This window comes from Phenylobacterium sp. J367, from assembly GCF_024699985.1.
GTDB lineage: Bacteria > Pseudomonadota > Alphaproteobacteria > Caulobacterales > Caulobacteraceae > Phenylobacterium.
Genome location: NZ_JAJONA010000001.1, coordinates 1,925,338 through 1,948,360, shown reverse-complemented (window position 1 = coordinate 1,948,360; position 23,023 = coordinate 1,925,338). Strand labels below are relative to the sequence as shown.

Genomic DNA, 23,023 nt, shown 5'->3' with positions numbered 1-23,023 from the left:
CGCCGCCGTCGCTCAGGGCTTCTTCGCCGCCTGCACCTCGATCTCGGCGTACATGCCCGGGCGAACGAGCGCCGCCACCTGCGAGGTGATCCGCGCCGGCTTGTTCTTCAGCGGACCGAAGACGGTGTTGTAGCCTTCCATCATGCCGGCGAAGTCCATGCCGCCGCCCTTGGCGGGGTCGCCGACCAGCACGACGCGCATCATCACCACATCCTCGAACCCGTAGCCCTGAGCCTTCAAGATCGCCCCGATCTTGTTCAGCACGCTCAGGGTCTGGGTCTTGGTGTCGCCGAACGGCGTGGCCGCCGGCGCGCCGGGGACGACGTCCGGCGTGATGCCGCTGACGTAGAGCATCTCCGACCCGGCCGGCACCTTCACCGCCTGGGAGATGAAGCCGTTCTGCGGATTCACGTGCAGGTTCTGGGCCTGGGCGGCGCCGGCGGCGAGCAGGCCAAGGGTCAGGGCAGCGGCGAGAGCGGGCGTCTTCATCGGGGTCTCCGTCAGGATCGGGCGAAGGCCGCGCTGCGGCCGGGGTCCAACCGCTACCGTCCGACCACGGCGCTCGGCGATCAAGCCCCCGTTGGCGCGGGCCGAAACGATCCTTGGCGGCCAATCCTTGTGCACGCCGCGCCCAATCGCTGAACATTTCGACGCCGGTGCACAACGTGATCGCAGGTCGTTTTGATTTGGACCCTCACGTCAAATTCGGGACATTTGAATAAAAACCAATCATCGACGCGCACTGTGACGCCAAACAAAGCACGGCGGTACGGCGTCATCTTATTTCATTGACTCGGTATCCGATCCGTCCGGTCCTGACGTCGCAACACGACGACGTGGGCGGGCCTTGAAGCGGCCCGATCAAGACCTGCGCGCATCGTTTGCTGTGGGGACAGGAAACGAACCGGGCCGGGGCGCTCTCTCTACTGAGGCGCGTGGCGAATGGACGTTTCGACTTGGCCTGAGATCTGGATCTCGCGGCTGGATACCGAGCCTCAGGCTCGTCCGGCGGACGTCTGAACGCCCGCGCCCAAGAACAGCGACAAATCTCTGCAGACAAGAAAACGGGGGTAATCTCATGCAGACCAAGACATGCCGCAGGCTCTGGCTCGCGGGCGTATCGGCCCTGGCGGCGGCGACCGCCACATCCGCATGGTCACAGGCCGCGATCGACGAGGTGATCGTCACGGGCTCGCGCGCCGCGCCGCGCACGGCGATCAGATCGCCGGTGCCGGTGGACAGCTTCAGCCAGGAAGACATCGACTCGATCTCGGTGACCGACACCCAGGACCTGCTGAAGACGCTGGTCCCCTCCTACACCCTCACCCGCCAGCCGATCTCGGATGGCGCGACCTTCATCCGCCCGGCCTCGCTGCGCGGCCTGCCGTCGGACAAGACGCTTCTGCTGGTGAACTCCAAGCGCCGCCACCGCTCGGCCCTGGTGGTCACCGGCGGCTCGGGCGTGCAGGCCCAGGACGCCGCCCAGATCCCGGCCTCAGCCCTGAAGTCCGTGGAAGTGCTGCGCGACGGGGCCGGCGCCCAGTACGGCTCCGACGCCATCGCCGGCGTCATCAACTTCATCCTCAAGGACAGCCCGAGCGGGGGCTCGCTGCAGGTCCAGGCCGGCCAGTACTACGAGAAGGACGGCGACTCGATCATCTTCAACGGCGACATCGGCCTGCCGCTGCCGAACAACGGCTTCATCCACGGCTCGTTCGAATATGTCACCGAGCAGCCGAGCTCGCGGGCCCAGACGTTCTGCAACCGCAACATCCCGAACCAGTCGGCGGGCTTCTGCATCCCGCTGTTCCCGTCAGAGACCACGGGCCCCGGCACGGCCTACACCGCCGCCTACGCCCAGCAGGTCAACTACGCCGGGCTCTACCAGCGCATCCCGCAGAAGTGGGGCCAGCCGGAAGCCGAGGCGTTCCGGGCGTTCTTCAACGCAGGCATGGAGCTCGGCGTCGGCGAGCTCTACGCCTTCGGCAACTTCGGCCGCAGCCACATGAAGGAGGACTTCAACTACCGGAACCCGGTGGACGTCGGTGCCTCGACCAACAACCTCGACGACTACGTCCGGATGTCGAATGGCCAGCTCTTCCGGGCCAACCAGATCTTCCCGCTGGGCTTCACGCCAGAGTACTTCGGGACCATCACCGACTACTCGCTGATCGGCGGCTACCGCGGCGAGGCCGGCCCGCTCGGCTACGACCTGTCGGCCCGCTACGGCTACGACAAGCTGCGCTACGACCTGGACGAGACGGTCAACTTCTCGCTCGGCGAGAAGAGCCCCACCGAGTTCCACCAGGGCGACCTGATCTCCGACGAATGGGCGCTCAACGCCGACTTCGTCTACGAGCTGGGCGGCTTCACGCCGGAGCCGATCGCCGTCGCCTTCGGCGCGGAATACCGCAAGGAAGGCTACGAGATCCGCGAGGGCGACGTGAACGCCTACATCGCCGGCCCCTATGCGGTGCAGGACCCCTACGACTTCTGCACCAACGAGACGAACATCGCCCTGCGCACCCTGCGGCCGACCGCGCCGCAGAACCAGGGCATCGTCTGCAACTCGGCGACCCAGGTGATCGACGGCCGGACCTTCACCAACCCGGTCTATGCGGTCCTCGGCGTCGGCTCGAACGGCGCGCCGGGCATCGGCCCGCAGTACGCGGGCCGGCTGACCCGCAACTCCAAGGCCGCCTACCTCGACGTCTCCACCGACCTGACCGACCGGCTGTTCGTCCAGGGCGCGCTCCGCGTCGAGGACTTCTCGGACTTCGGCTCGACGCTGGATTACAAGGTCGCCGGCCGCTTCGAGATCAACGACATCTTCGCGGTCCGCGGCTCGGTTGGCACCGGCTTCCGGGCGCCGACCACAGGCCAGAACTTCACCACCATCGTCTCCACCGTGGTGAACAACGGCCAGCCAGTGGCCCAGGGCCTTTTCCCGGCCACCAACCCGGTCGCCCAGTTCCTGGGCGCCGAGGAGCTGGAGCCGGAGACCTCGCTCAACTTCTCGCTGGGCGTGACCGCGACGCCGCTGCCGGGCCTGTCGATCTCGGCCGACGCCTACTTCATCCAGATCGACGACATGTTTTACGCGGTGACCCCGATCACCGTGACGCCGGCCCTGCAGGCGGCCCTGATCGCCGCCAACGTGCCGGGCGCCGACACCATCGGCCAAGTGAACTTCTTCCAGAACGCCTTCGACGCCGAGGTCCAGGGCGTCGATGTGGTCGCCACCTACGCCCACAACTGGGACAACGGCCAGGCCACCAACGTCACCGCCTCGCTCAACTACAACATGCCGGTGGTCAAGAAGGTGAAGACCATCGTCGACCCCTCGGGCGTGACTCGGACCTTCTTCGACGGCGAGTACGTGTACGACTTCAAGCACTACGATCCGCGCTGGCGCAGCGTGATCACGGCCGTGCACACCGCCGGGCTGTTCAGCGCCGTGGCGCGGGCCTCGATCTACGGCCCCTACAAGAACATGTTCAGCGCCTCCAACAACATGATCCAGAAGTGGGACCCGGAGATCTTCATCGACGTGGAAGGGAGCTGGGAGGTCACCGAGAGCACCAAGCTGTCGCTGGGCGTCCGCAACCTGTTCGACAACTATCCGACCCGCGACCTGATCGGCGAGAGCGCGACCAACGGGCGGATCTACCGCTCCGACATGATCGTCGACTGGCAGGGCGGCTTCTACTACGCGCGGATCGGCGTCACCTTCTGACCGGCCACCCCTTGGCGGTCAGCGGCTGAGCCGCGGCGGGCGGACCGAAAGGTCCGCCCGCTTCTCTTTCACAGGGGCTTGGCCATCCGTACCAGCGGCACCCGAACGCCGCCGGAGGTCTCGGCGTGGAAGGGCTCCACCTCCGTGAACCCGCAGGCCCTGTAGAGCGGCACGCCGCCCATGGTCGCGGCGAGCTCGACCGAGCGGAAGCCCTCCGCCCGCGCGGCCGCCTCGCAGGCCTCGAGGATCCGGCGGCCCAGGCCCCGGCGGGCGAAGTCGGGATCGGTGTACATGGCGCGCACCCGGGCCGGCTCGCGGGCCGGATCGAGCAGGGCGGCGTCACGGCCGGCGGAATGGTCGCCGCCGAACAGCGTCGCCCGCCGGCTCCAGCCGCCGCTGGCGGCGAGGCGGCCCTCGGCCGCGATCACATAGTAGGTCCCGTCGGCGACCAGCTGGGTGTCGAGGCCCATGATCTCGAAGGAGGCTTCGAGTTCGGCCGGCGTCAGGAACGGCTCCAGGAGGGCGCGGATCGACCGGTCCATCAGCACCCGCAGCGCGGGCTGGTCGGCGGCGGTGGCGAGACGCAGGACGTGGGGTTCGCTCATGATCCCAGTAGGGAACGCCAGCCGCCGGGAAACAAGACGGGCCGCCCCGGGGAGAGGGCGGCCCGACATTCTGATCCCTATTGGGGCTCCGGGATCAGAAGGCGTAGCGGAGGGAGAACCGCACGCTGCGCGGCGCCTGGTAGCTGCGGTTCTTGCCGACCGTCGGGACCCAGCGGCCCACCCGGTTGGTCGTCTCGCTCTGCTCGACCACGCGGGTGACCGCGCGCTCGTTGAACAGGTTGAAGACGTCGATCGCCGCGGTGACCGCGCCGTAGTCGTTCTCCGGCCGCAGGATGTCGTAGCTGATGTTCAGGTCGGTGTTGGTGACCCACTCCGTCCGGCCGAGCGAGCCGCGGGGCGTCAGCACCCGCGTGCCGTTCTGCTGCAGGCAGTACCAGGCCGAGGGCGTCGCGCCCGGCGAGGCGTCCTGCGGATGATAGGCCATGCAGCCGTAGGGCCGCCCCGACTGGGCGTAGAAGTTCGCGCCCACCCGGAGCTGCTCGGTCACCTGGTAGAAGCCGAACAGCTTGAAGGTGTGCCGGTGATCGTTCGGCAGGTAGCCGTAGGAGCCTTCCTGCTGGAACCAGGCGTCGAAGTCCTGGGTGATGGAGGTGTCGGTCTGGCCGACATCCGACTTCACCGCGCCCTCGTAGTTGCCCTTCGACTTGGCCAGCACATAGGAGCCTTGCAGCGCCCAGGTGCCGTCGAACGGCCGCTCGAAGGTGAACTCCAGCGCCTGGTACTTCCGCTTGGCCTTCTCCAGGCGCAGGTCCTCTTCCGAGAGGTTGACCGCCTGCAGGTTCGCCCCGCCCGGACCGGCCGCCAGGTCCAGCATCATCTTCGCCTCGCTGCCCGGATTGAGCAGGATATAGGCGCCGGTGAAGCGGTCGTTGGCCGTGTAGGCGTTGCCGTCGGCGTCGTAGGTGATGACGTTGCAGCCGGCGGCATTGGTGCGGGCGCAGTAGCGGTCGATGACCCCGCCGCGGCCGAGGTCGGTGTCCTCGATCGTCGACTTGAGGTTCCGGTTCACATAGCGCACCCCGCCGCGCCAGCCGTCGAACATCGAGCCCTCGAACTGGTGCTCGTAGCCCAGGATGAACTCGTCCTCGAACATCGGCTTGATGTTGGTGGCGGTCACCTCGCCCGGGTTCGGGGCCACCGGTCGGGCGAAGATCGCGTCGGGGATGATCCGGTCGCCGAGGATTGGCACCCCGTTGGCGTCGCGGCGCAGCGTTCCGTCGGCGTTGAAGGTCAGCGCCCGGAACTCCTGGTGGTAGTCCTCGCCGGACACCGCGCGGATCGAGGTGTTGGTGGCGATCGGCAGGTAGTAGCGGCCGAAGGAGCCGTAGACCTTGTCGCGGCCCTCGCCGCTCGGGTCCCAGGTGAAGCCGAGGCGCGGAGCGAGCTGGTTGTCGAGCTTGATGTAGCTGTCGCCGTCGCGGTTCTTGTAGTCGTACTTGTCGAGGCGCAGGCCGGCCTGGACGGTCAGGGTGTCGGTGACGTCCCAGCTGTCCTGGACGTACATCGCCGTCTGCTCGGCGTCGTATTCGCCGCCGGAGCCGAACACCACCTTCGAGGCGTAGTCCCGCTCGGCCATCACGCCGTCCGGGCTGCCGTGCACCACGTCGACGTAGTAGCCGCCGTTGTAGAGGTGCAGGTCGGTGGAGTTCAGGTCCTCCCGGTCGAAGCCGATGCGGACGTGGTGGCGGCCGAACAGGTTGGCGTAGAAGTCCGCGTCGACCCGGTAGGTCTTGCGCGTGTCCTCGCCCACCGGCTGCAGCGAACCGGCGGTGTTGGCCCGGGTCAGGAAGACGGTCGTGCCGCTGCGCAGGTCGCGGGCGCGGGGGATGTCGACCAGATCGCCCTCGTCCTGCTGGTCGGAGCGCTGGTCGCCGTAGAGGGCGGAGAGGGTGAACCAGTCGGTGAAGGCCCCGGTGTACTTGTAGATCTGGTTGAAGCCCCCGGCGTTCTCCACGTAGCCCAGCCCCTCGCCGGTGATGCCGGTGCGGACGTCGCGGTTGAAGAAGCGCTGCTCGGTCTCGGACTTGTCCGAGAACAGGGTCGCCTCGAGGCGCTGGCGGTCGGTGATGTTCAGGTCGAACTTGGCCAACCAGCGCGGGCTGTCGCTCTTCGAGTGGGTCTGGACGCCGGTGTAGAGGTTGTTGCCGGTGACCCCCTGCGAGGTCATTGCCAGCTCCTCCTCGGTGCTGCGCGCATTGTAGAGGCCGAAGAAGAACAGCCGGTCCTTGAGGATCGGGCCGCTCGCGTAGATCGAGGCCTCGCGGGTGTCGAGCTTGGCGAGCTGGTTGTAGACCAGGGCGCCGGACACCGCGCTGCCGCCCGGGCTGTGGGCGTCGTGCATCTTGTTCCGGAGCGAGTCCGGCGAATAGGTGAGCGTCACGCCGCCGTGCCACTCGTTGGAGCCGGAGCGGGTGACCATGTTGACCACGCCGCCGGTGGCGCGGCCGAACTCGGCCTGGTAGCCGCCGGTCTTGATGTCGATCGACTGGATGGCGTCGAACGGCAGGTCCGCATAGCCCAAGAGGTTGCGCAGGTCCGTCACGTTCAGGCCGTTGATGTAGTAGACGCTCTCGGCCGCCGAGGTGCCGCCGACCACCAGGGTCTCCCTGGTTGCGGCGCGAACTGGCGTTGATGGTCGCGTCCGGCCGCGACACGCCGGGCGTCAGCAGGGCGACGTTGGCGATCGAACGGCCGACCGGGATCTGCCGGGCCAGTTCCTGGACGTCCACGGTCATGCCGATGTCGGTGCGGGCGAAGTCCTGGGTCTGGCGGGTGCCGGTGACCACCACCTCGTCCACCGTGCCGCTCTGCAGAGTGAAGGTGAAGGACGAGCCGCCGGGCGCGACGCTGATCCGCTGGCCGGTCAGGCCGGGCAGGTCCTGGGCCGAGACGTCGGCGGTGTAGGCGCCCACCGGGAGCGCCGTCACCTGGAAGCGGCCCGAGGCGTCGGTGGTCACGGTGCGCGTCGTGCCCTGCGCCGAGCGCACGACGACCGTCGCGCCGGCGACTGGGGCGCCGGCGTCGGTCTCGACGCGGCCGGACAGGATGCCCGAGGTGTAGTCCTGCGCGCGCGCGAGGCCCGGCGTCAGCGTGGCGGTCGCGGCCACGCCCAGGACCGCGGCGCTGGCGAACAGGGTCGAGGCCAGCAGGCGACCGCGGATGGTCGTTGTGTTCACGTGAGAGTCTCCAGGTTCCGAGGGGAGCGGCCGCGCGGCCCCCGCCGCACGTCGCCTTCGCGCGGGTCGCCATCGCGGTCCCGCGTCTGTCGCGAACCTGTCACTGAAGCTTCAGCGTGCGGATCGTTTGCGACGAACTCGGGCTTGGCTGCGGCGAATTCGGCGGCGGTTGCGACGGCCTCAGGCGACGGGGGCGAGCGCGTAGCCGACGCCGCGGACGGAGACCAGCAGCCGGCGGCCGGAGAAGGCCTCGAGCTTGCGGCGCAGGCGGCAGGCCATGACGTCGACAGTGCGTCCGGCGACCTCGCCGCGCCAGGCGAGGTCCATCAGCTCGGCGCGGCTCAGCACCCGGTCGGGATGGGCGAAGAAGACGCCCAGCAGGCGCGTCTCGCCGGCCGGCAGGCGCAGCAGGCGTCCGTCCGGCCCGGTCAGCCGGCGGCGGATGGGATCGAGGCGGAAACCCTGCCAGGCGCGGCCCTTCGGTTCGGCGTCGCGGGTGACCGTCCGTGGCCGGACGGCCCGGCGGCGGACCGCGGCGCGGGCCCGGGCGACCAGCTCCAGCGGATGGCAGTCCTTGCCCAGCACGTCGTCGGCGCCGAGCTCCAGGCCGATCACCCGGTCCAGCGCCTCGCAGCGGCCGGTGAGCAGCAGGATCGGCGGCGCGCCGCGCAGCGCCAGGCGCCGGCACAGCCCCAGCCCGTCCTCGCCCGGCATGTCCGGATCGAGCACCACGAGGTCCGGTTCGTCGGTGGCCAGCATGACCTCGGCGGCGGCGACGTCGGCCGCCAGCTCCACCTCGAACCGATGCTCGCGCAGCAGAGAGGCCACGCGGCCCGCGTCATCCGGCTGGGCGCCGACCAGCAGCACGCGGCCCTCGACGCCGCGCGCCGACGACGGCGCCAGGCGCCAGGCGACCAGGCTGTCGGGGGCCAGCTCGCGGACCGGCTGCGGCGCGCGGGAAAGGTCGAAGGACTTCATCGGCGGACGGCCTCATTGCCAAGCTTATGGCCGTCCAGATGCCTGTCGGGGCCGTGGCCCGTCAGCCGATCCGCGACGAAGTCCGCCCGCAGCGCGACGGCCTTTCGTCAGTCCCCGGCACGTCCGCCCGCGCTGATCAGGCCGGAGAGCCCCAGCGCCTCGGCCACGCGGCCGACGTAGCTGACCCCCACCTCGACCACCGCCCCGTCCTCGGTGATCAGCCGCATCATGTTGCGGCCGGAGCGCTCGACCCGGGCCACGGTGTCGGGCCTGACGAAGGCCGAGCGGTGGACACGGATGATCTGGGCCGGGTCGAGCCGGCGCGCCAGGTCGGCCATGGTGGCGCGCAGGATGTAGCTGCGCGTGGCGGTGTAGATCAGGGCGTAGTCCCGCGCCGCCTCGATGCGGCGGATCTGGTCGGTGCGGACCCGGACGAAACCGTCGCGATGGCGGATCCAGAGTTCGTCGTCGTAGGCGCCGGCGCCCGGCGGCGCCGGCCGGGCGGCGACCAGCTCCGGCCTCACTTGCTCCCGGCGCCGGCGCGCCCGGCGCACCGCCTCGGCCAGGCGGTCGACCTGCACCGGCTTCAGCAGGTAGTCGGCGGCGTCCAGCTCGAACGCCTCGAGCGCGTGATCGGTGAAGGCGGTGACGAACACCACCTCGGGCCGCTCGCGATGGCGCAGCGCCTGGGCGACCTGCAGACCGGTCCGGCCGGGCATCTGGATGTCCAGCAGGACGAGGTCGGGCCGCGTCTCGGCGATGCGGTCGAGGGCCTCGTCGCCGTCACCGGCGACGCCCACCACCTCCACACCCTCGATCTCGCTCAGGCAGCGGCTCAGCCAGTCCGCCGCCAGCGGCTCGTCGTCGACAACCAGGACACGCATCAGGCGGCCGCCCGCTCCGGCCGCCCGACGGTGAGCGGCAGCTCGACCTCGGCCACGAACTGGCGGCCCTGGCGGCCGGCGCGGAACGTGGCTTCTTCGCCGTAGAGCGCGGCCAGCCGCTGCTCGACGTTGTGCAGACCGACGCCGGGCGCCCGGCGGCGCCTCGCCGTCCAGCGGCCCGGCGTCGTCGGCGACCCGCACCACCAGCCGGCCGTCCCGGATTCGCGCGGCGATCTCCAGCCGCACCGTGGCCTTGGACCGGGCGACACCGTGCTTGATGGCGTTCTCCACCAGCGGCTGCAGCAGGAAGTGCGGCACCTGGGCCTCGGCCACGGACTCCGGGCAGTCGATCCGGGCGTCCAGCCGGGGACCGAACCGCGCCGCCTCGATGTCGAGGTAGGAGCCGATGACGTCGAACTCCTCCTCCAGTCGGACCATCTCGCCCGGCGGGGTGTTCAGCGTCGCGCGGAAGAAGCTGGAGAGCCGGGCCACCACCTGGCTGGCCTCGGCGTTGCGGCCGGCGCCGACCAGGGCGGTGACGGCGTTCAGCGCATTGAACAGGAAGTGCGGGTTGATCTGTAGGCGGAGCGTCGTGAGATGCGCCTCCTGCATGGCCGCCTGGGCGGCGGCGAGCCGGCGCTCCTTGTCCTCATTGGCGAGCGCCGAGAGGGTGAGCGCCACGCCGGCCAGATAGAGCCCGTAGGTCGGCGCGAGCATGACGAAGTTGGTCAGGTAGAAATACTCGAACTGCTTCACGTGGGTGGGGTCGCGGAACACCAGCCTCGGCGAGAAGACGGCCTCATAGATCTGAGTGTCGAGCAGGGCGTGCAGCGCGATCGCCGCGAGGGTTGCGGCCACGACAATGCAGGTCCTCAGCCGCATCGAGATCCGACGGGTGCCACGGATCAACTGGAAGATCAGCAGCGACTGGAACGCGCCGAAGACCGAGCAGGCGGCCAGGAAGATCACGACCTTCGGCTTGTTCTCGCCCAGGATGAAGGCCGGGGACATGTAGAAGCCCCACGCGGCGCTCCACAGACCGATCGTCAACAGCAGGATCTGCCGGTTGAGCATGGTTCTCAACGTTGCCGGCACCGCAGCCCTCCCCCGCGCCCCCCGCGCCTTCGATCGATAGCATGGCGAAGCTTTAGCGCGTCTGCGCCTTCGTCGCACGACGGACAGTGTCCGTCGCAAAAGCTGAGCAAAGTCAACGAGCTGGGCCGTGCGGTAAACAAGCTTGGCACGGTCAACTTGACGCACCTTTGTGGCGGCCAGCCGCCACATTCCGGCCCGCGCCGCCCGTCAACCCTCTGGGCGCTAACGAGCCAGGGGGCCTCTCTCGAAAACCTGCGTCTGGAGCACCGCGTCGGGCGGCGCCTCAGGCCATGCCCGCGCCGCCGTCGGGGCGGCGCGGGCGCACCATCAAAGAGGATCACGGGGATGAGCACCGGAAACTACGGCGACCTGCTGCGCGCACTCGGACAGAACGAGTCCGGCAACAACTACGCCTTCGTCTCGAGCGTCGGCTATCTGGGCCGCTTCCAGTTCGGCGAGGAGGCGCTGAAGGCGATCGGCTTCTACGAGGGCCATGACGGCACCGGCGAGATCGACTTCATCGGCCGCTGGACCGCGAAGGCGGCGAGCTACGGCGTCTATGACAAGGCGAGCTTCCTGGCCTCTCCCGCCGCTCAGGACGCGGCGCAGCAGGCCTGGTTCGAGAACGTCCACGCCGACCTGATCGCGCTCGATATCGTCAAGTACATCGGCGACTGGGTGGCCGGCAGCCAAGTGACCATGTCGGGCCTGATCGCAGGCGCGCACCTGGTCGGCGTCTGGAACCTGAAGGACTTCCTGACCTCCGGCGGCGCCATCGACACCCGCGATCCCTACGGCACGCCGGTGTCGCAATATGTCTCGAAGTTCGCCGGCTACGACACGCCGTGGTCTTCGTCCACCAGTGTCCAATCCCCCGCCGGGCCGACGTCGGGCGACGATGTTCTGATCGGTTCGGACGCGACCGACATCCTGCACGGCGGCGACGGCCGCGACTGGATCTCCGGCGGCGGCGCCTTCGACGACCTGCACGGCAACGCCGGCGACGACACGATCTCCGGCGGCGGCGGCGACGACTGGGTCGTGGGCGGCCGGGGCGCCGACGTCCTTGCCGGCGACGACGGCCACGACGTGGTGCTGGGCAACATGGGCGACGATACCGCCGCCGGCGGGGCGGGGAACGACATTGTCCGCGGCGGCCAGGGCGACGACTTCGTCCAGGGCGGCGACGGCGACGACTGGCTGTCCGGCGACCGCGGCAACGACGTGCTGATCGGCGGCGCGGGCGCCGACACCTTCCACTTCTTCGCCGAGGCCGGGTCCGACCGCATCCTCGACTTCCACTACGCCGCCGGCGACCGGGTCGATGTGATGGACGGCGGCTATGCCGTGGCCCAGATCGGCGCCGACGTGGTCCTGACCCTCGACAGCGGCGCCCAGCTCACCCTGGTCAATGTCTCCCTGTCGTCGTTCGGCTCCGACTGGATCGTCTGACCGACGCGCTCTAGACCTTGGCCATCGGAGGGGGTTTCGATGGCCGTGGCGATCCTGCAGGCGCGGATGAGTTCGTCGCGCCTGCCCGGCAAGGTGATGATGCCGCTGGCGGGCCGGCCGATGGTCGAGCGCCAGATCGAGCGGCTGCGGCGCTGCGAGACGCTTACCCGGCTGATCGTGGCGACCAGCGTCGAAGCCTCGGACGACCCGCTGGCGGCGCATCTCCAGACCCTTGGCGTCGAAGTCTTCCGGGGCCCGCTGGCCGACGTGCTCGGCCGCTACGTGGCCTGCGTCGAGGCGCTGGACATCCAGGGCGACGTGGTCCGGCTGACCGCCGACTGCCCCCTGACCGATCCCGGGGTGATCGATGCGGGGGTCCGCCTCCGCGAGCGGCTGGAGGTCGACTACGTCTCCAACGGACGGATCCCGACCTGGCCGCGGGGCCTGGACATGGAAGTCTTCACCCTGGACGCCCTGCTGGCCGCCGGCCGCGAGGCGCGGGATCTCTACGACCGCGAGCACGTGACGCCCTACCTCTACAAGGAAGGCTCCCGCTTCACGGTGGCGGCGCTGACGCAAGGCGTGGACGAGAGCGCGTTGCGCTGGACCGTCGACACGCCGGACGACTACGCCTTCGTGGCCAGGGTCTATGACGCGCTCTATCCGGCCAATCCGCGGTTCACGAGCGCCGACGTTAGGGCGCTGCCGTTCCAGAGGTACGAGCGGGAGGCGTAGACCTCAGGCCCTCTCCCTACCCTCTCCCTCTCCGCTTCGCGGGGGAGAGGAGTGGGGCTGCGAGGCCGACGAATCACCTCCTCTCCCCCGGGCGGAGCCCGAGAGGGAGAGGGTAGGGAGAGGGCCCTACTCCACCATCGACCAGTCCAGCGGCGCGCCGCGCTTCAGCGCGCGGGACGCCCTGCGGCCCAGCACCTCCGGCAGGTGTTTCGGCGGCAGGCCGAAGCCGGGGCGGATCGAGCGGACGTTGGCGGAGGTGAGCGCCTCGCCGGCCGCCACGTCGGCGGTGACGTACAGCGAGCGGCGGTGGTCGCGGCTGGAGGCCTCGCAGGCGGCCTCGTCGTACTGCACGCTCCCCAGCGCCTCCCAGGCGGTGCGGCTGTCCTCCACCAGGCGGGCGAGCTCGGCGGGCTCCAGGGAGAACTCGGAGTCCACCCCGCCGTCGGCCCGGCTCAGGCAGAAGTGCTTCTCGATGAAGGCGGCGCCGAGCGCCACCGAGGCGATGGAAACGGCGACGCCCAGGGTGTGGTCCGAGAGGCCGACGACGACGTCGTGCTGGGCGGCGAGGTGCTGCAAGGTCCGCAGGTTCATCTGCGAGGCGGGCGTCGGATAGCCGCTGGTGCAGTGGAGCAGGATGATCTGGTCCCCACCGGCCGCCCGGGCCGCGGCGATGGCTTCGGTGATCTCCTGCGGCGACGCGAGGCCCGTGGACATGATCAGCGGCTTGCCGGTCTTCGCGCAGAGCTCGATCAGCGGCAGGTCGATCAGCTCGAAGCTGGCGATCTTGAAGGCCGGCGCGCCCAACTCGTCCAGGAAGGCGACGGCGGTCGGATCGAAGGGCGAGGAGAAGATCGTGATCCCCACCTTCGCCGCATGTTCGAACAGCCTCGGATGCCAGTCCCAGGGGGGTGTGGGCCTCCTGGTAGAGCTCATACAGACGCCGGCCGTCCCAAAGGCCGCCATGGACGCGGAACTCCGGACCGTCGTGGTCGATGGTGATGGTGTCGGCGGTGTAGGTCTGGAGCTTCACGGCGTGGGCGCCGGCGGCCTTGGCGGCGTCGATGAGGGCCAGCGCCCGGCCGATGTCGCCGTTGTGGTTGCCCGACATCTCGGCGACCACATAGGGCGGATGGTCGGCGCCGATCGGACGGCCGGCGATGGTGACGGTCTTGCTCATCGGTCGAACCCCAGCCGGGCGAGCGCGTCCGGCACGTCTGCGAAGGAAGCCGCCTCAGCATCCGCCCGCCAGCGCGGGGCGTCGAGTGCGGCGAAACGGCCGGTGCGGACCCGCACGGACCTCGCCCCGATGGCCCGGGCGGCGGCGATGTCGTGCAGCGGGTTGTCGCCCACCACGACGGCGTCGGCGGCCTCGGCGCCGAGGCGTTTCAGCGCCAGGCGGAACCCCTGCGGATCGGGCTTCGGCGCCTCGTGCTCCCAGCAGAACACCACCGTGTCGACGAGGTCGGCCAAGCCCAGCGCCTCGGCCTTGCGGGCCTGCATGGCGTGCAGCCCGTCGGTGACGATGGCGAGCTTCCAGGACTTGCGCAGCTCGGCCAGGGTGTCGGCGACGCCGGGCCACAGCGCGACGTCCGGCGTGTGATGGCGGTAGGCGGCGACGAGCCGCTCCACCAGCTCCGGCGTCGCCTCGATGCGGAAGGCGAGCAGCGCGCCGTCGAACAGCTTGCCCCGGCCCTGGCTCTCCAGCGTCTCGGCCAGGTGCGCGAAGACGGCGTCCGCGTCGGCATGCGGGAAGTGGGCGTGGATCTCTTCGGCCACCGCGCGGAAGCCGGAGAGGACGTAGGACCGCTCCTCGTAGAGCGTGTCGTCCATGTCGAGCAGCAGGGCGCGGGTCATGACCCGGATCGGGCGTCGAGCTCGGCCAGTTCCGCGGCGGTGACGATCCGGTCCTCGGCATAGCGCAGCATGGTGAGGCCATAGCGGATCGGCCGCGGGGTCGCCGCCTTCTGCGAGCCGGTCAGCATCATCAGGATCCGCTCGGGCGAGGCCAGGCCCGCCTGGATCGAGAGGTTCGAGGCGCCGCCGAACCGGGGGTTGATCTCGATGAACCGCGGCGGGGGCGCCCGGCTCCCAGAACGCCTGCACCACATTGTGGCCGACCAGGCCGAGCGCCGCGCAGAGCCGCATGGCCGGATTGGTCAGCTCCGGCGCCGCCACCACCCGCGACTTCACCGCCTCCCCCGCGCGGATCGACAGGCGCTGGCGCGCCACCGCCTGGAGCGGGCGGCCCTCGAGATCGAGCAGCACGTCGATGGTGAACTCCGGCGCGGCGTCGAAGACCTGGACCAGCAGGCCGGGATCGTCGGGCAAGTCCTCGGCCCGGTCGATGCGCCGGGCCTGGGCCCCGCCCGCGCCTGACACCGGGCGAACGAACACCGGATAGCGGTCGGGCGCCTCGCCCGGCGCATAGGCGCGCGGCGTCTCCAGGCCCTGGGCGGCGCAGAAGGCGGCGAAGCGGCGCTTGTCCCGGCAGATGGCGATGGCCTCCGGCGAGGCGACCAGGACCGTCACCTCGTGGTCGGCGAGGCGGGGCTTCAGCAGGGCAAGTGTCTCGAGCTCCGCGTCGCGGGTCGGGACCACCAGGCGGACGCTGTGGGCGTGACAGGCGGCCACGACCGCTTCCGGGAAGTCCGGCGCGTCGCTCCGCGGCAGGATCAGCGGCTCGTCGGCTTCGAACAGGGCGGCGTTGTCAGGCGTGACGTCCGCGGCGATCACCCGGCCGCCGCAGGCCCCGGCCGCCTCGCGGAAGGCCCGGACCAGCAGGACCTTGGCCGCCGCGCTGAGAATGAGGACGTTCACCGGCCTATCGCGCGGCCGGCCGGGCGTAGGCCGTCTGGTTGCGCCCGATCCCCGCGGCGGCGCAGCCCCGGCGGTAGGCGATGACGCCGTCGAGGCCCTTGGCCTTCCAGAGGCCCATCTCGAAGGCGATGCGGGTGAAGTGGCAGTCCCGTCCCCTCGCCTTCTCCTGCAGGTAGTTGGTGGCCGGGTTCAGCAGGAAGGTGTCGATGGGGTATTCCCCGAGGTGCTCGGTGACCTCCCACCCATGGGCCGCGAGCGCGCGGGGCAGGGTGTCGGTGTTGAAGTAGTTGAGGTGGTCGGGCGGGGCCAGCCAGAACTCCGGCGCCCCGAAACCCCGCGCGACGATCTCGGCCTGAAGCCAGGAGCCGTCGTTGGGCACGGCGATCCTGAGCAGCCCCTCGGGCGCCACGATGGCGCGCAGCCGGTCCAGCAGGCCCATGGGGTCGAGCACGTGCTCCAGCACGTTGTTGCAGACGATCAGGTCATAGGTCTCGCCGGCCGCGATCGCCTCGTCGAGAAGCCGGAAGGCGTCGCCGGTGGTCAGGGCGCCCACCAGGTGGGGGGTGAAACTCGCGCACCCCGTCGTCGGTGAAGTCGAGCCCCGTCGCCCGCCAGCCGCGCTTCAGGAAGTAGTCGAGGGTGAAGCCCTCGCCGACGCCGACCTCCAGCAGGCGGCCCGGCGGCCGGCCCCAGACGTGCTCGGCCTCGGCGGGCTGGAGGAGCTTATGTTCGAGTTCCTCGGGCGTGTAGCCGAAGGCGTAGGGCGTGCGCCCGTCACGGCTGCCGTAATACTTGTCGCGGTAGTAGGCGGAGAGCTCGTCCGGGGTCGGCCGGGGCTCCAGCTCCAGGTGCCCCTCGGGCCTCTCCACCAGCCGCATCGCCGAGATGTCCATGGCCAGCGTTCTCGGCCGATCCGGTAAACGCGGCGCTAACCATGTTTCCGAACCGCCGGGGCTTGGACGGTCTCGCGGGCGCGGATCGAAAAGATTCATCGGCGCAGCTCTGAACCCTCGCCCTCCCCACCCGCTCTCCATGTCTAGCAGGAGGGATGCTTCAATGAGCGACGAAACCTATCGCGCGCGCAATCCAGGCGCGGGCGGCGAGACTCACCAGACGGCCCAGGACGATCAGGTCCTCACCACCCAGCAGGGGACGCCCGTCGCCGACGACCAGAACACGCTGCGCGCCGGCCTGCGCGGCCCGGCCCTGATCGAGGACTTCCATTTCCGCGAGAAGATCTTCCACTTCGACCACGAGCGGATCCCGGAGCGCGTGGTCCATGCCCGCGGCTTCGGCGTGCACGGCGTCTTCGAGACCACCGACAGCCTGGCCGACCTGACCAGCGCCGACATCTTCCAGCGCAAGGGGAGAAGACGCCGGTGTTCGTGCGCTTCTCGACGGTGGCGGGCTCGAAGGGGCTCGTTCGACCTGGCCCGCGACGTGCGCGGCTTCGCGGTGAAGTTCTACACGAAGGAGGGCAACTGGGACCTCGTCGGCAACAACATCCCGGTCTTCTTCATCCAGGACCCGATCAAGTTCCCCGACCTGGTCCACGCCGCCAAGCCGGAGCCGGACCGCGGCTTCCCGCAGGCCCAGACGGCGCACGACAACTTCTGGGACTTCATCAGCCTGACGCCGGAATCCATGCACATGATCATGTGGGTCATGTCGGACCGCGCCATCCCGCGCTCCTTCCGGTTCATGGAAGGCTTCGGGGTCCACACCTTCCGGTTCCTGACGAAGGACGGGAAATCGACCTTCGTGAAGTTCCACTGGAAGCCGAAGCTCGGCCTCCAGTCGGTGATGTGGAACGAGGCCGTGAAGATCAACGGGGCCGACCCGGACTTCCACCGCCGCGACCTGTGGGACGCGATCGGCGCCGGCGACCCGCCGGAATGGGAGCTGGGCGTCCAGCTCTTCGACGAGGCCTTCGCCGACACCTTCGACTTCGACGTCCTCGACCCGACCAAGATCATCCCGGAGGAGCTCGTGCCGGTGCGGATCGTCGGCCGGCTGGTCCTGGACCGCTCGGTGGACAACTTCTTCGCCGAGACCGAGCAGGTGGCCTTCCTGACCCAGAACGTGGTCCCCGGCATCGGCTTCTCGAACGACCCGCTGCTGCAGGGCCGGAACTTCTCCTACCTGGACACCCAGCTGAAGCGGCTGGGCTCGCCCAACTTCACCCACATCCCGATCAACCAGCCCAGGGGCTGCCCGGTGATGAACTTCCAGCAGGACGGCCACATGGCCATGCGCAATCCGATCGGACGGGTGAACTACGAGCCGAACAGCTGGGGCGGTCCGCGCGAGAGCCCGGAGCGCGGCTACCGTCACTTCGAGCAGGAGGTCGCCGGCGCGACGCGGCAGATCCGTCCGGAGAGCTTCGCCGACCACTACAGCCAGGCGCGGCAGTTCTACCTGAGCCAGACCCCGGTGGAGCAGAAGCACATCGGCGACGCCCTGGTCTTCGAGCTGTCCAAGGTCGAGCGCGAGGACATCCGGGCCAGGCTGGTCTCCCACCTGGTCAACATCGACGGCGACCTGGCGAAGACGGTGGCGGACGGCCTGGGCCTGGCGAAGAAGCCGGCCGCCGCCAAGCCCTTCGTGGCCGTCCGCACCGACCTGGAGCCGTCCGACGCGCTCAGCATCCTGAAGCGTCTTCCGGCCGACTTCCGGGGCCGCAAGGTGGGCATCCTGATCACCGACGGCGCCGACGCCGACCTGCTGAACGGCCTCATCGCCGCCGTCGAGAAGGAGGGCGCGGCCTACGAGATCATCGCGCCCAAGGTCGGCGGCGCCACGCTCTCGAACGGCGTGCTGCAGCCGGCCATGCAGAAGATCGATGGCGGGCCCTCGGTGCTCTACGACGCCGTGGCCGTCATCGTGTCGGAGAAGGGCGCGGCCCTCTTGGCCATCGACAAGTGCGCCAAGGACTTCGTCAACGACGCTCACGCCCACTGCAAGGTGATCGGCCACACCGCCGAGGCCGCGGACTTCCTCGCCAAGGCCGGCATCGCGCCCGAGGACCAGGACGAAGGCTATGTGGACCTGGCGGCGGGGCCGAAGGGCTTCATCGCCGCCTGCCGCGCCGGCCGCATCTGGGCGCGCGAGCTGAAGACCGACCTCGACGCCGTCGCGCCGAAATGACCGGACGCCGGCGGGCTCCGGCCCGCCGGCGGTTCCGCGTCTGCTGGGGGAAATTGGAGCGGCCGGGGGAAATCGAACCCCCGACATTCAGCTTGGGAAGCTGACGTTCTACCTCTGAACTACGGCCGCATCCGAGCCGTCGAACGGCCCGAGGCAGGTTCCTTAGCGGAGCGCGCCCTCTCCCTCAAGCCGTCACCCCGCCGCGGCGATCACGGGGGCCATGCCGTTCGGCGAGAGGATCTCGATCCAGTAGCCGTCGGGGTCGAGGATGAAGGCGATGCCCTTCATGGCGCCGTCGTTGGGTCGCTTCTGAAACGGCACGCCCATGGCCTCGAAGCGCTCGCAGGCGGCGGCCACATCGGGGACGCTGATGCCCAGGTGGCCGAAGCCGCGGGGCTCGCTGTTGCCGGAGTGATAGCCCTTGAAGTCCGGGTCGCTCTCCGTCCCCCAGTTGTGGGTCAGCTCCAGGGTCGTCTCGCGGGTGAAGATGAAGCGGCCGCGCTCCGCCGGGTCCTCGGGGATGGTCTCGCCCGGCTGGAGATAGGCCATGAAGTAGAGCGAGAACTTCATCGGCGGGAAGTCCAGCTTCTGCAGCAGGGTCATGCCCAGCACGTCGCGGTAGAAGGCCACGGAGGCCTCGGGGTCCCTCACCCGCAGCATGGTCTGGTTGAGGATGAAGCCGGCGGTCGCCGGGTCGCGCGTGGTCATGGGGATCCTCGCTCTCTGGGCGTCTCTGCTAGGCCCGGGCGCCATTCCCCGCAAGGCCGGCTGAGCGTATGGAGCCGCCATGTCCGAACAACCCATGACCTATGCGCGCTACCTGGGCCTCGACGCCCTGCTGGCCGCGCAGACGCCGCAGTCCGACCGCCACGACGAGCTCCTGTTCATCGTCATCCACCAGACGAAGGAGCTGTGGCTGAAGGAGATCATCCACGAGGTGAAGCTGGCCAAGGCGCTGGTCGCCGCTGGCGACCTGGAGCCGGCCTACAAGGCGCTGGCCCGCGTCTCGCGCATCCAGACGATCATGACGCTGTCGTGGGACGTGCTGGCGACCATGACGCCCGCCGACTACCTCTCCTTCCGCGGCAGCCTGGGGACCAGCTCCGGCTTCCAGTCGCACCAGTTCCGCGAGCTGGAATATCTGCTGGGCCTCAAGGACGAGAGCTTCCTGCGCTTCCACACCGAGCGGCCGGCGGTGCTGGCCGACCTGAAGGCCGCGCTGGAGGCGCCCAGCCTCTACGACCTCGCCATCCGTCACCTGCCGACCCACGGCCTGGCGCTGCCCCCGAGGTGCTGGAGCGCGACGTCGCCCAGCCCTACGAACCCTCGAAAGCCGTGGAGGACGCCTGGCTCGAGGTCTATCGCGACACCAAGCGCTACTGGGAGCTCTACCAGCTCGCCGAGAAGCTGGTGGACCTGGACGACGCCCTGCTCACCTGGCGGCACAAGCATGTGCTGACCGTCGAGCGGATCATCGGCGGCCGGCCCGGCACCGGCGGCACCGACGGGGTGGGATACCTGTCGAGGACGCTTACCCGCCGCGCGTTTCCGGAGCTGTGGAGCCTCCGGACGCGACTTTAGAGCCCCTCCCCCTTGCGGGGAGGGGGTTGGGGTGGGGGGTGAGACACCGGCGCGGGAGCAGACACCCCCCACCCGACACTCCCCGCAAGGGAGGAGGGCTTTCACTGGCTCGTCACTCGCACGCCCAGCTTCTCAAGCTGCGCCTGCACGCTGTCGGGGCCCACCAGGTGGCCCGCGCCGACGGCGACGAAGGACACGCCCGAGCCCTCGAGCTTCGCCTTGAGCTGGCGGGCCCAGTCCTCGTTCCGGCCGACGACGACGGTGGCGTACATGTGCGGATAGTCGCGGCGGGTCTCCTCGACGAACTCCTTCTCCAGGTTCACCAGGTCGCCGGCCGCCCAGGCGGTGACCATGCGGTCGAGCTGGGCCGGGCCGTCGGCCACGTCGTCGAGCGTGGCGCGCAGCAGGTCGACCTCCACGTCGTTCGGCATGTCGGCGAAGAAGCGGAGCTGCTGTTCCAGCGTCTCCAGGGCGGTGATCGGCTTGCCGGCCGCCTTGGCCTCGGCGGTCAGGACGGTCTCCACGCCGCTCTTCGGGTCGTAGCCGGCCTGGATCATCGGGGTGACGGCGAGCGTGAGGGCCGCGAGCCACGGCCGCATGGGCTCCAGCGCGCCCTCGGGCAGGCCCATGGCCTTGGCGGCCGCGGCGAGCCTCGGCCGGTCCGGCTCCGGCAGCTTGCCGGAGAGCGGCCGCTGCGGATCGAGGCCCAGCCTGGCGATCAGCGGCTGGGCGGCCGCGACGTTGTCGGCGTCCAGCACCTCGATCGTCAGCTCGCGGCTGTCGGCCATGGCCTTGGCGACCTTCGCCGAGCGCCACTCGGTGCCGGGCCGGAGCACGTGGACCGTGCCGAACAGGTAGATGGTCGAGTCGTGGTCGCGGATGGTCCAGAGCGCGGGCTCGGCGGCGGCCGGGCTGGCGGCGACCAGGGCGACGGCGGTCGCAGCGGCCGCCAGCCGGCGGACAACACGGTACAGGGACGAAAGCATGGAAATCCTCTCTGGGAGCCGCCTCAAGCGGCCCCGTCCTCGAATATGGCTTCGATCGGCAGGTCGAACACCCGGGCGATCTTGAAGGCGAGCGGCAGGCTGGGGTCGTACTTGCCGGTCTCGATGGCGTTGACGCTCTGGCGGGAGACGTCGAGCCGCTCGGCCAGGTCGCCCTGGCTCCAGTTGCGCTCGGCGCGCAGCACCTTGAGGCGGTTCTTCATCGGATCCCCCTAGCGCCGCACGAACCACCAGCCGGCCCAGACCACCAGGTAGCCGATGAGCTGGGCGATGATGACGCCGATCAGGCCGAGCTCGATCAGATCGAGCGGGCCGCGGCCGGCGACCAGCAGCGGCTCGAGGCCGAGCTTCTTGGCGGCGACGAAGGCGATGAAGGCGGCGAGCATCCCGAAGGAGCCGCCCCAGTACCAGGCGGTCTTGTGGGCGTCGCGGGCCACCTCGTCGAGGGCGCGCCAGCACGCCACCGAGACCACCAGGGCGCCTATGATGATCACGCCGCTCACCACGACCATCGCGACCGGCGGGACGGGGAAGAGGTAGCGGAGCGCGAGCGCGCCGATGGCGGCGAGCGTCAGGCCCAGCAGCGGCAGGGCGGTCTTCCGGGCGCGGGGGAAATCATCGTGGGCGTCCTCTAGCGGAAGGCGGCGACGGAGACGCCGGCGGCGGCGGTCCCGAGCACGGTGGCGAGATTGATCTCGTGGAGACGGACGGCCTGCAGGGCGTCGCCGCCCGACAGCAGGGCCGCGCCGGCCAGGGCGTAGAGACCGAGCGCCACGGCCGCGAAGGCCGGGACGAGGCTCCAGAGGATTTGGCGGCGCGACCGCATGGCAAGCTCCCTTGTCTTGGTGACAAGGAAACATGACACGAAGGGCCTGTCAAGCGTCCATGACAGAATGTCGGGTCTGCTTGCTATTGGATGCGCGTGACGTCGTAGCCGCGGGCGGCCAGCAAGGCGGGCAGGCCCTCGTCGCCGACCATGTGCAGGGCGCCCACATTGACCAGTTCCACGCCCGCCCCCCGACATCTCGTCCGCGAGCCGGTCGGCCCATTGCAGGTTCCGGCGCTTGAGCAGCGCCTCGTAGAGACCGGGGTTGCCCGAGCGCAGCTCGTCGACCAGGGCGGGCCCCAGCGTCGCCAGGTCGCCCGCCGCCCAGGCCCTTTCCAGGTCGCCCTCGCGGCGGCGGAGCGTCAGCTTCGGGCCCTCCGACCGCTGGCGGATGACGTCGGTGAGGTAGGCCACCTCGGCGGGCTCGGAGAGGCCGGCGAACAGCCGCGCCTGGTCCTCCAGGGTCTCGAAGGCGCGGATGGTCTTGGAGGTCTGTCGCGCGGCGCGGGTGACGGTCATGTCGGCCCCGGCCTCGACCCGCGCGCCCCGGCCGAGCATCGGCTGCATGGAGAGCATCAGGGCCGCGGCCCAGGGCCGGAGATGGTCGATGCGCGCCACGTCCACATGGCGGCTCAGCGCCGCCAGGTCGCGGGGCGGGAGCTTGCCCGACAGCGGCCGGGCCGGATCAACCCCGTAGCGGTCGAGGATGTTGGCGATGGTGCGGGGATCGGCGGTGTCGAGGTCGGCCTCGAACCAGACGGTGTCGGCCCGCGCCAGGGCCGCATCATAGGCCGGCGTCCGCCAGCGGGTCGCGGGGTCGAGCGCGTGGAGCGTGCCGAACAGGTAGATCTCAGGATCGGCGTCCTTGACGACCCACAGCGCCGGGGCGGCGCTGGCGGCGCCCGCGACCAAAACCCCGGAGACCAAGCCGGCTGCTGCCAGGACTGCCTTGCGGAACCAACGCAC

The 23,023-nt window shown here is 69.9% G+C and carries 19 protein-coding genes, 1 tRNA gene and 4 pseudogenes; 6 read left to right on the top strand and 18 right to left on the bottom strand.

Annotated elements, in window-relative coordinates:
• Positions 1–12: 12 nt before the first annotated feature.
• On the bottom strand, positions 13–489 hold the full coding sequence (locus tag LRS04_RS10515; protein ID WP_257816319.1) for a RidA family protein: 477 nt from the start codon (positions 487–489) through the stop codon (positions 13–15).
• 589 nt (positions 490–1,078) lie between these two features.
• On the opposite strand from LRS04_RS10515, the gene LRS04_RS10510 reads away from it, so the two are divergent.
• Positions 1,079–3,736 carry a TonB-dependent siderophore receptor gene (locus LRS04_RS10510; RefSeq protein ID WP_257816318.1) on the top strand — a complete coding sequence of 886 codons (2,658 nt, stop codon included), beginning with the start codon at positions 1,079–1,081 and terminating at the stop codon, positions 3,734–3,736.
• A gap of 68 nt (positions 3,737–3,804) precedes the next feature.
• Here LRS04_RS10510 and LRS04_RS10505 read toward each other — a convergent pair whose 3' ends face one another.
• Positions 3,805–4,341 (bottom strand): GNAT family N-acetyltransferase, encoded by a 537-nt coding sequence (locus LRS04_RS10505; RefSeq protein WP_257816317.1) that lies wholly within the window; start codon positions 4,339–4,341, stop codon positions 3,805–3,807.
• Positions 4,342–4,435: 94 nt separating this feature from the next.
• Complete coding sequence (locus LRS04_RS10500) at positions 4,436–6,958, bottom strand: TonB-dependent siderophore receptor (RefSeq protein ID WP_257816316.1); 2,523 nt, start codon at positions 6,956–6,958, stop codon at positions 4,436–4,438.
• A 35-nt stretch (positions 6,959–6,993) separates the two neighbouring features.
• On the opposite strand from LRS04_RS10500, the gene LRS04_RS10495 reads away from it, so the two are divergent.
• Positions 6,994–7,266: a hypothetical protein gene (locus LRS04_RS10495; RefSeq protein WP_257816315.1), complete on the top strand. Its 273-nt coding sequence runs from the start codon at positions 6,994–6,996 to the stop codon at positions 7,264–7,266.
• On the opposite strand, the pseudogene LRS04_RS27855 reads toward LRS04_RS10495, so the two are convergent.
• The 3 genes and pseudogenes from LRS04_RS27855 to LRS04_RS10485 all read right to left on the bottom strand — a co-directional run.
• A pseudogene (locus LRS04_RS27855) lies at positions 7,233–7,349 on the bottom strand (carboxypeptidase regulatory-like domain-containing protein); the annotation flags it as partial. The gene LRS04_RS10495 and the pseudogene LRS04_RS27855 overlap by 34 nt on opposite strands.
• A 369-nt stretch (positions 7,350–7,718) precedes the next feature.
• The gene (locus LRS04_RS10490; RefSeq protein ID WP_257816314.1) at positions 7,719–8,516 is read right to left on the bottom strand and encodes a response regulator transcription factor; all 798 of its coding nucleotides are present in this window, start codon (positions 8,514–8,516) and stop codon (positions 7,719–7,721) included.
• 107 nt (positions 8,517–8,623) lie between these two features.
• Entirely contained in the window at positions 8,624–10,474 is a 1,851-nt protein-coding gene (locus LRS04_RS10485) for a response regulator (RefSeq protein ID WP_257816313.1), read from the bottom strand.
• A gap of 366 nt (positions 10,475–10,840) precedes the next feature.
• On the opposite strand from LRS04_RS10485, the gene LRS04_RS10480 reads away from it, so the two are divergent.
• Together LRS04_RS10480 and LRS04_RS10475 are read left to right on the top strand one after the other, a co-directional pair.
• Positions 10,841–11,947, top strand: a complete 1,107-nt coding sequence (locus tag LRS04_RS10480; RefSeq protein WP_257816312.1) for a calcium-binding protein — start codon at positions 10,841–10,843, stop codon at positions 11,945–11,947.
• Positions 11,948–11,986: 39 nt separating this feature from the next.
• Positions 11,987–12,682, top strand: a complete 696-nt coding sequence (locus LRS04_RS10475) for a glycosyltransferase family protein (protein ID WP_257816311.1) — start codon at positions 11,987–11,989, stop codon at positions 12,680–12,682.
• Positions 12,683–12,808: 126 nt separating this feature from the next.
• Here LRS04_RS10475 and LRS04_RS10470 read toward each other — a convergent pair whose 3' ends face one another.
• From LRS04_RS10470 to LRS04_RS10455, 5 genes and pseudogenes are all read right to left on the bottom strand, one after another.
• Entirely contained in the window at positions 12,809–13,546 is a 738-nt protein-coding gene (locus LRS04_RS10470; RefSeq protein WP_308238114.1) for an N-acetylneuraminate synthase family protein, read from the bottom strand.
• Between the two features lie 109 nt (positions 13,547–13,655).
• Positions 13,656–13,790 (bottom strand): annotated as a pseudogene (locus tag LRS04_RS26785) (N-acetylneuraminate synthase family protein); the annotation flags it as partial.
• A 65-nt stretch (positions 13,791–13,855) separates the two neighbouring features.
• Complete coding sequence (locus LRS04_RS10465; protein WP_257816310.1) at positions 13,856–15,499, bottom strand: HAD-IA family hydrolase; 1,644 nt, start codon at positions 15,497–15,499, stop codon at positions 13,856–13,858.
• Between the two features lie 4 nt (positions 15,500–15,503).
• Complete coding sequence (locus tag LRS04_RS10460) at positions 15,504–16,052, bottom strand: class I SAM-dependent methyltransferase (RefSeq protein ID WP_257816309.1); 549 nt, start codon at positions 16,050–16,052, stop codon at positions 15,504–15,506.
• Entirely contained in the window at positions 15,982–16,392 is a 411-nt protein-coding gene (locus tag LRS04_RS10455) for a hypothetical protein (protein WP_257816308.1), read from the bottom strand. Before LRS04_RS10455 ends, LRS04_RS10460 begins: the two co-directional genes overlap by 71 nt.
• 163 nt (positions 16,393–16,555) lie before the next feature.
• On the opposite strand from LRS04_RS10455, the gene LRS04_RS10450 reads away from it, so the two are divergent.
• A complete protein-coding gene (locus LRS04_RS10450; RefSeq protein ID WP_257816307.1) occupies positions 16,556–18,646 on the top strand; it encodes a catalase in 2,091 nt (696 codons plus the stop codon).
• Between the two features lie 54 nt (positions 18,647–18,700).
• Here the strand turns inward: LRS04_RS10450 and LRS04_RS10445 are convergent.
• Positions 18,701–18,775, bottom strand: a tRNA-Gly gene (locus tag LRS04_RS10445).
• A 63-nt stretch (positions 18,776–18,838) separates the two neighbouring features.
• Complete coding sequence (gloA, locus tag LRS04_RS10440) at positions 18,839–19,354, bottom strand: lactoylglutathione lyase (RefSeq protein ID WP_257816306.1); 516 nt, start codon at positions 19,352–19,354, stop codon at positions 18,839–18,841.
• A gap of 79 nt (positions 19,355–19,433) precedes the next feature.
• Between gloA and LRS04_RS10435 the strand changes: the two are divergent.
• Positions 19,434–20,227 (top strand): annotated as a pseudogene (locus LRS04_RS10435) (tryptophan 2,3-dioxygenase).
• A gap of 101 nt (positions 20,228–20,328) precedes the next feature.
• Here LRS04_RS10435 and LRS04_RS10430 read toward each other — a convergent pair.
• The 5 genes and pseudogenes from LRS04_RS10430 to LRS04_RS27845 all read right to left on the bottom strand — a co-directional run.
• Positions 20,329–21,213, bottom strand: coding sequence for a TraB/GumN family protein (locus tag LRS04_RS10430; RefSeq protein WP_257816305.1), 885 nt, complete (start codon positions 21,211–21,213; stop codon positions 20,329–20,331).
• 23 nt (positions 21,214–21,236) lie between these two features.
• Complete coding sequence (locus tag LRS04_RS10425; RefSeq protein ID WP_257816304.1) at positions 21,237–21,434, bottom strand: helix-turn-helix transcriptional regulator; 198 nt, start codon at positions 21,432–21,434, stop codon at positions 21,237–21,239.
• 9 nt (positions 21,435–21,443) lie between these two features.
• Positions 21,444–21,725, bottom strand: coding sequence for a hypothetical protein (locus LRS04_RS10420; protein ID WP_257816303.1), 282 nt, complete (start codon positions 21,723–21,725; stop codon positions 21,444–21,446).
• A 415-nt stretch (positions 21,726–22,140) separates the two neighbouring features.
• Positions 22,141–22,209 carry a hypothetical protein gene (locus LRS04_RS27850; protein ID WP_374577171.1) on the bottom strand — a complete coding sequence of 23 codons (69 nt, stop codon included), beginning with the start codon at positions 22,207–22,209 and terminating at the stop codon, positions 22,141–22,143.
• 97 nt (positions 22,210–22,306) lie between these two features.
• Positions 22,307–23,023 (bottom strand): annotated as a pseudogene (locus LRS04_RS27845) (TraB/GumN family protein); the annotation flags it as partial.

What these genes read in the sequence shown, in the direction of transcription:
- LRS04_RS10450 (WP_257816307.1), top strand. Translation starts at nt 16,556, where the DNA reads ATGAGCGACGAAACCTATCGCGCGCGCAATCCAGGCGCGGGCGGCGAG.
- LRS04_RS10505 (WP_257816317.1), bottom strand. Translation starts at nt 4,341, where the DNA reads ATGAGCGAACCCCACGTCCTGCGTCTCGCCACCGCCGCCGACCAGCCC.
- LRS04_RS10425 (WP_257816304.1), bottom strand. Translation starts at nt 21,434, where the DNA reads ATGAAGAACCGCCTCAAGGTGCTGCGCGCCGAGCGCAACTGGAGCCAG.
- LRS04_RS10455 (WP_257816308.1), bottom strand. Translation starts at nt 16,392, where the DNA reads ATGGACATCTCGGCGATGCGGCTGGTGGAGAGGCCCGAGGGGCACCTG.
- gloA (WP_257816306.1), bottom strand. Translation starts at nt 19,354, where the DNA reads ATGACCACGCGCGACCCGGCGACCGCCGGCTTCATCCTCAACCAGACC.
- LRS04_RS10430 (WP_257816305.1), bottom strand. Translation starts at nt 21,213, where the DNA reads ATGCTTTCGTCCCTGTACCGTGTTGTCCGCCGGCTGGCGGCCGCTGCG.
- LRS04_RS10485 (WP_257816313.1), bottom strand. Translation starts at nt 10,474, where the DNA reads ATGCTCAACCGGCAGATCCTGCTGTTGACGATCGGTCTGTGGAGCGCC.
- LRS04_RS10475 (WP_257816311.1), top strand. Translation starts at nt 11,987, where the DNA reads ATGGCCGTGGCGATCCTGCAGGCGCGGATGAGTTCGTCGCGCCTGCCC.
- LRS04_RS10515 (WP_257816319.1), bottom strand. Translation starts at nt 489, where the DNA reads ATGAAGACGCCCGCTCTCGCCGCTGCCCTGACCCTTGGCCTGCTCGCC.
- LRS04_RS10480 (WP_257816312.1), top strand. Translation starts at nt 10,841, where the DNA reads ATGAGCACCGGAAACTACGGCGACCTGCTGCGCGCACTCGGACAGAAC.
- LRS04_RS10510 (WP_257816318.1), top strand. Translation starts at nt 1,079, where the DNA reads ATGCAGACCAAGACATGCCGCAGGCTCTGGCTCGCGGGCGTATCGGCC.
- LRS04_RS10495 (WP_257816315.1), top strand. Translation starts at nt 6,994, where the DNA reads ATGGTCGCGTCCGGCCGCGACACGCCGGGCGTCAGCAGGGCGACGTTG.
- LRS04_RS10490 (WP_257816314.1), bottom strand. Translation starts at nt 8,516, where the DNA reads ATGAAGTCCTTCGACCTTTCCCGCGCGCCGCAGCCGGTCCGCGAGCTG.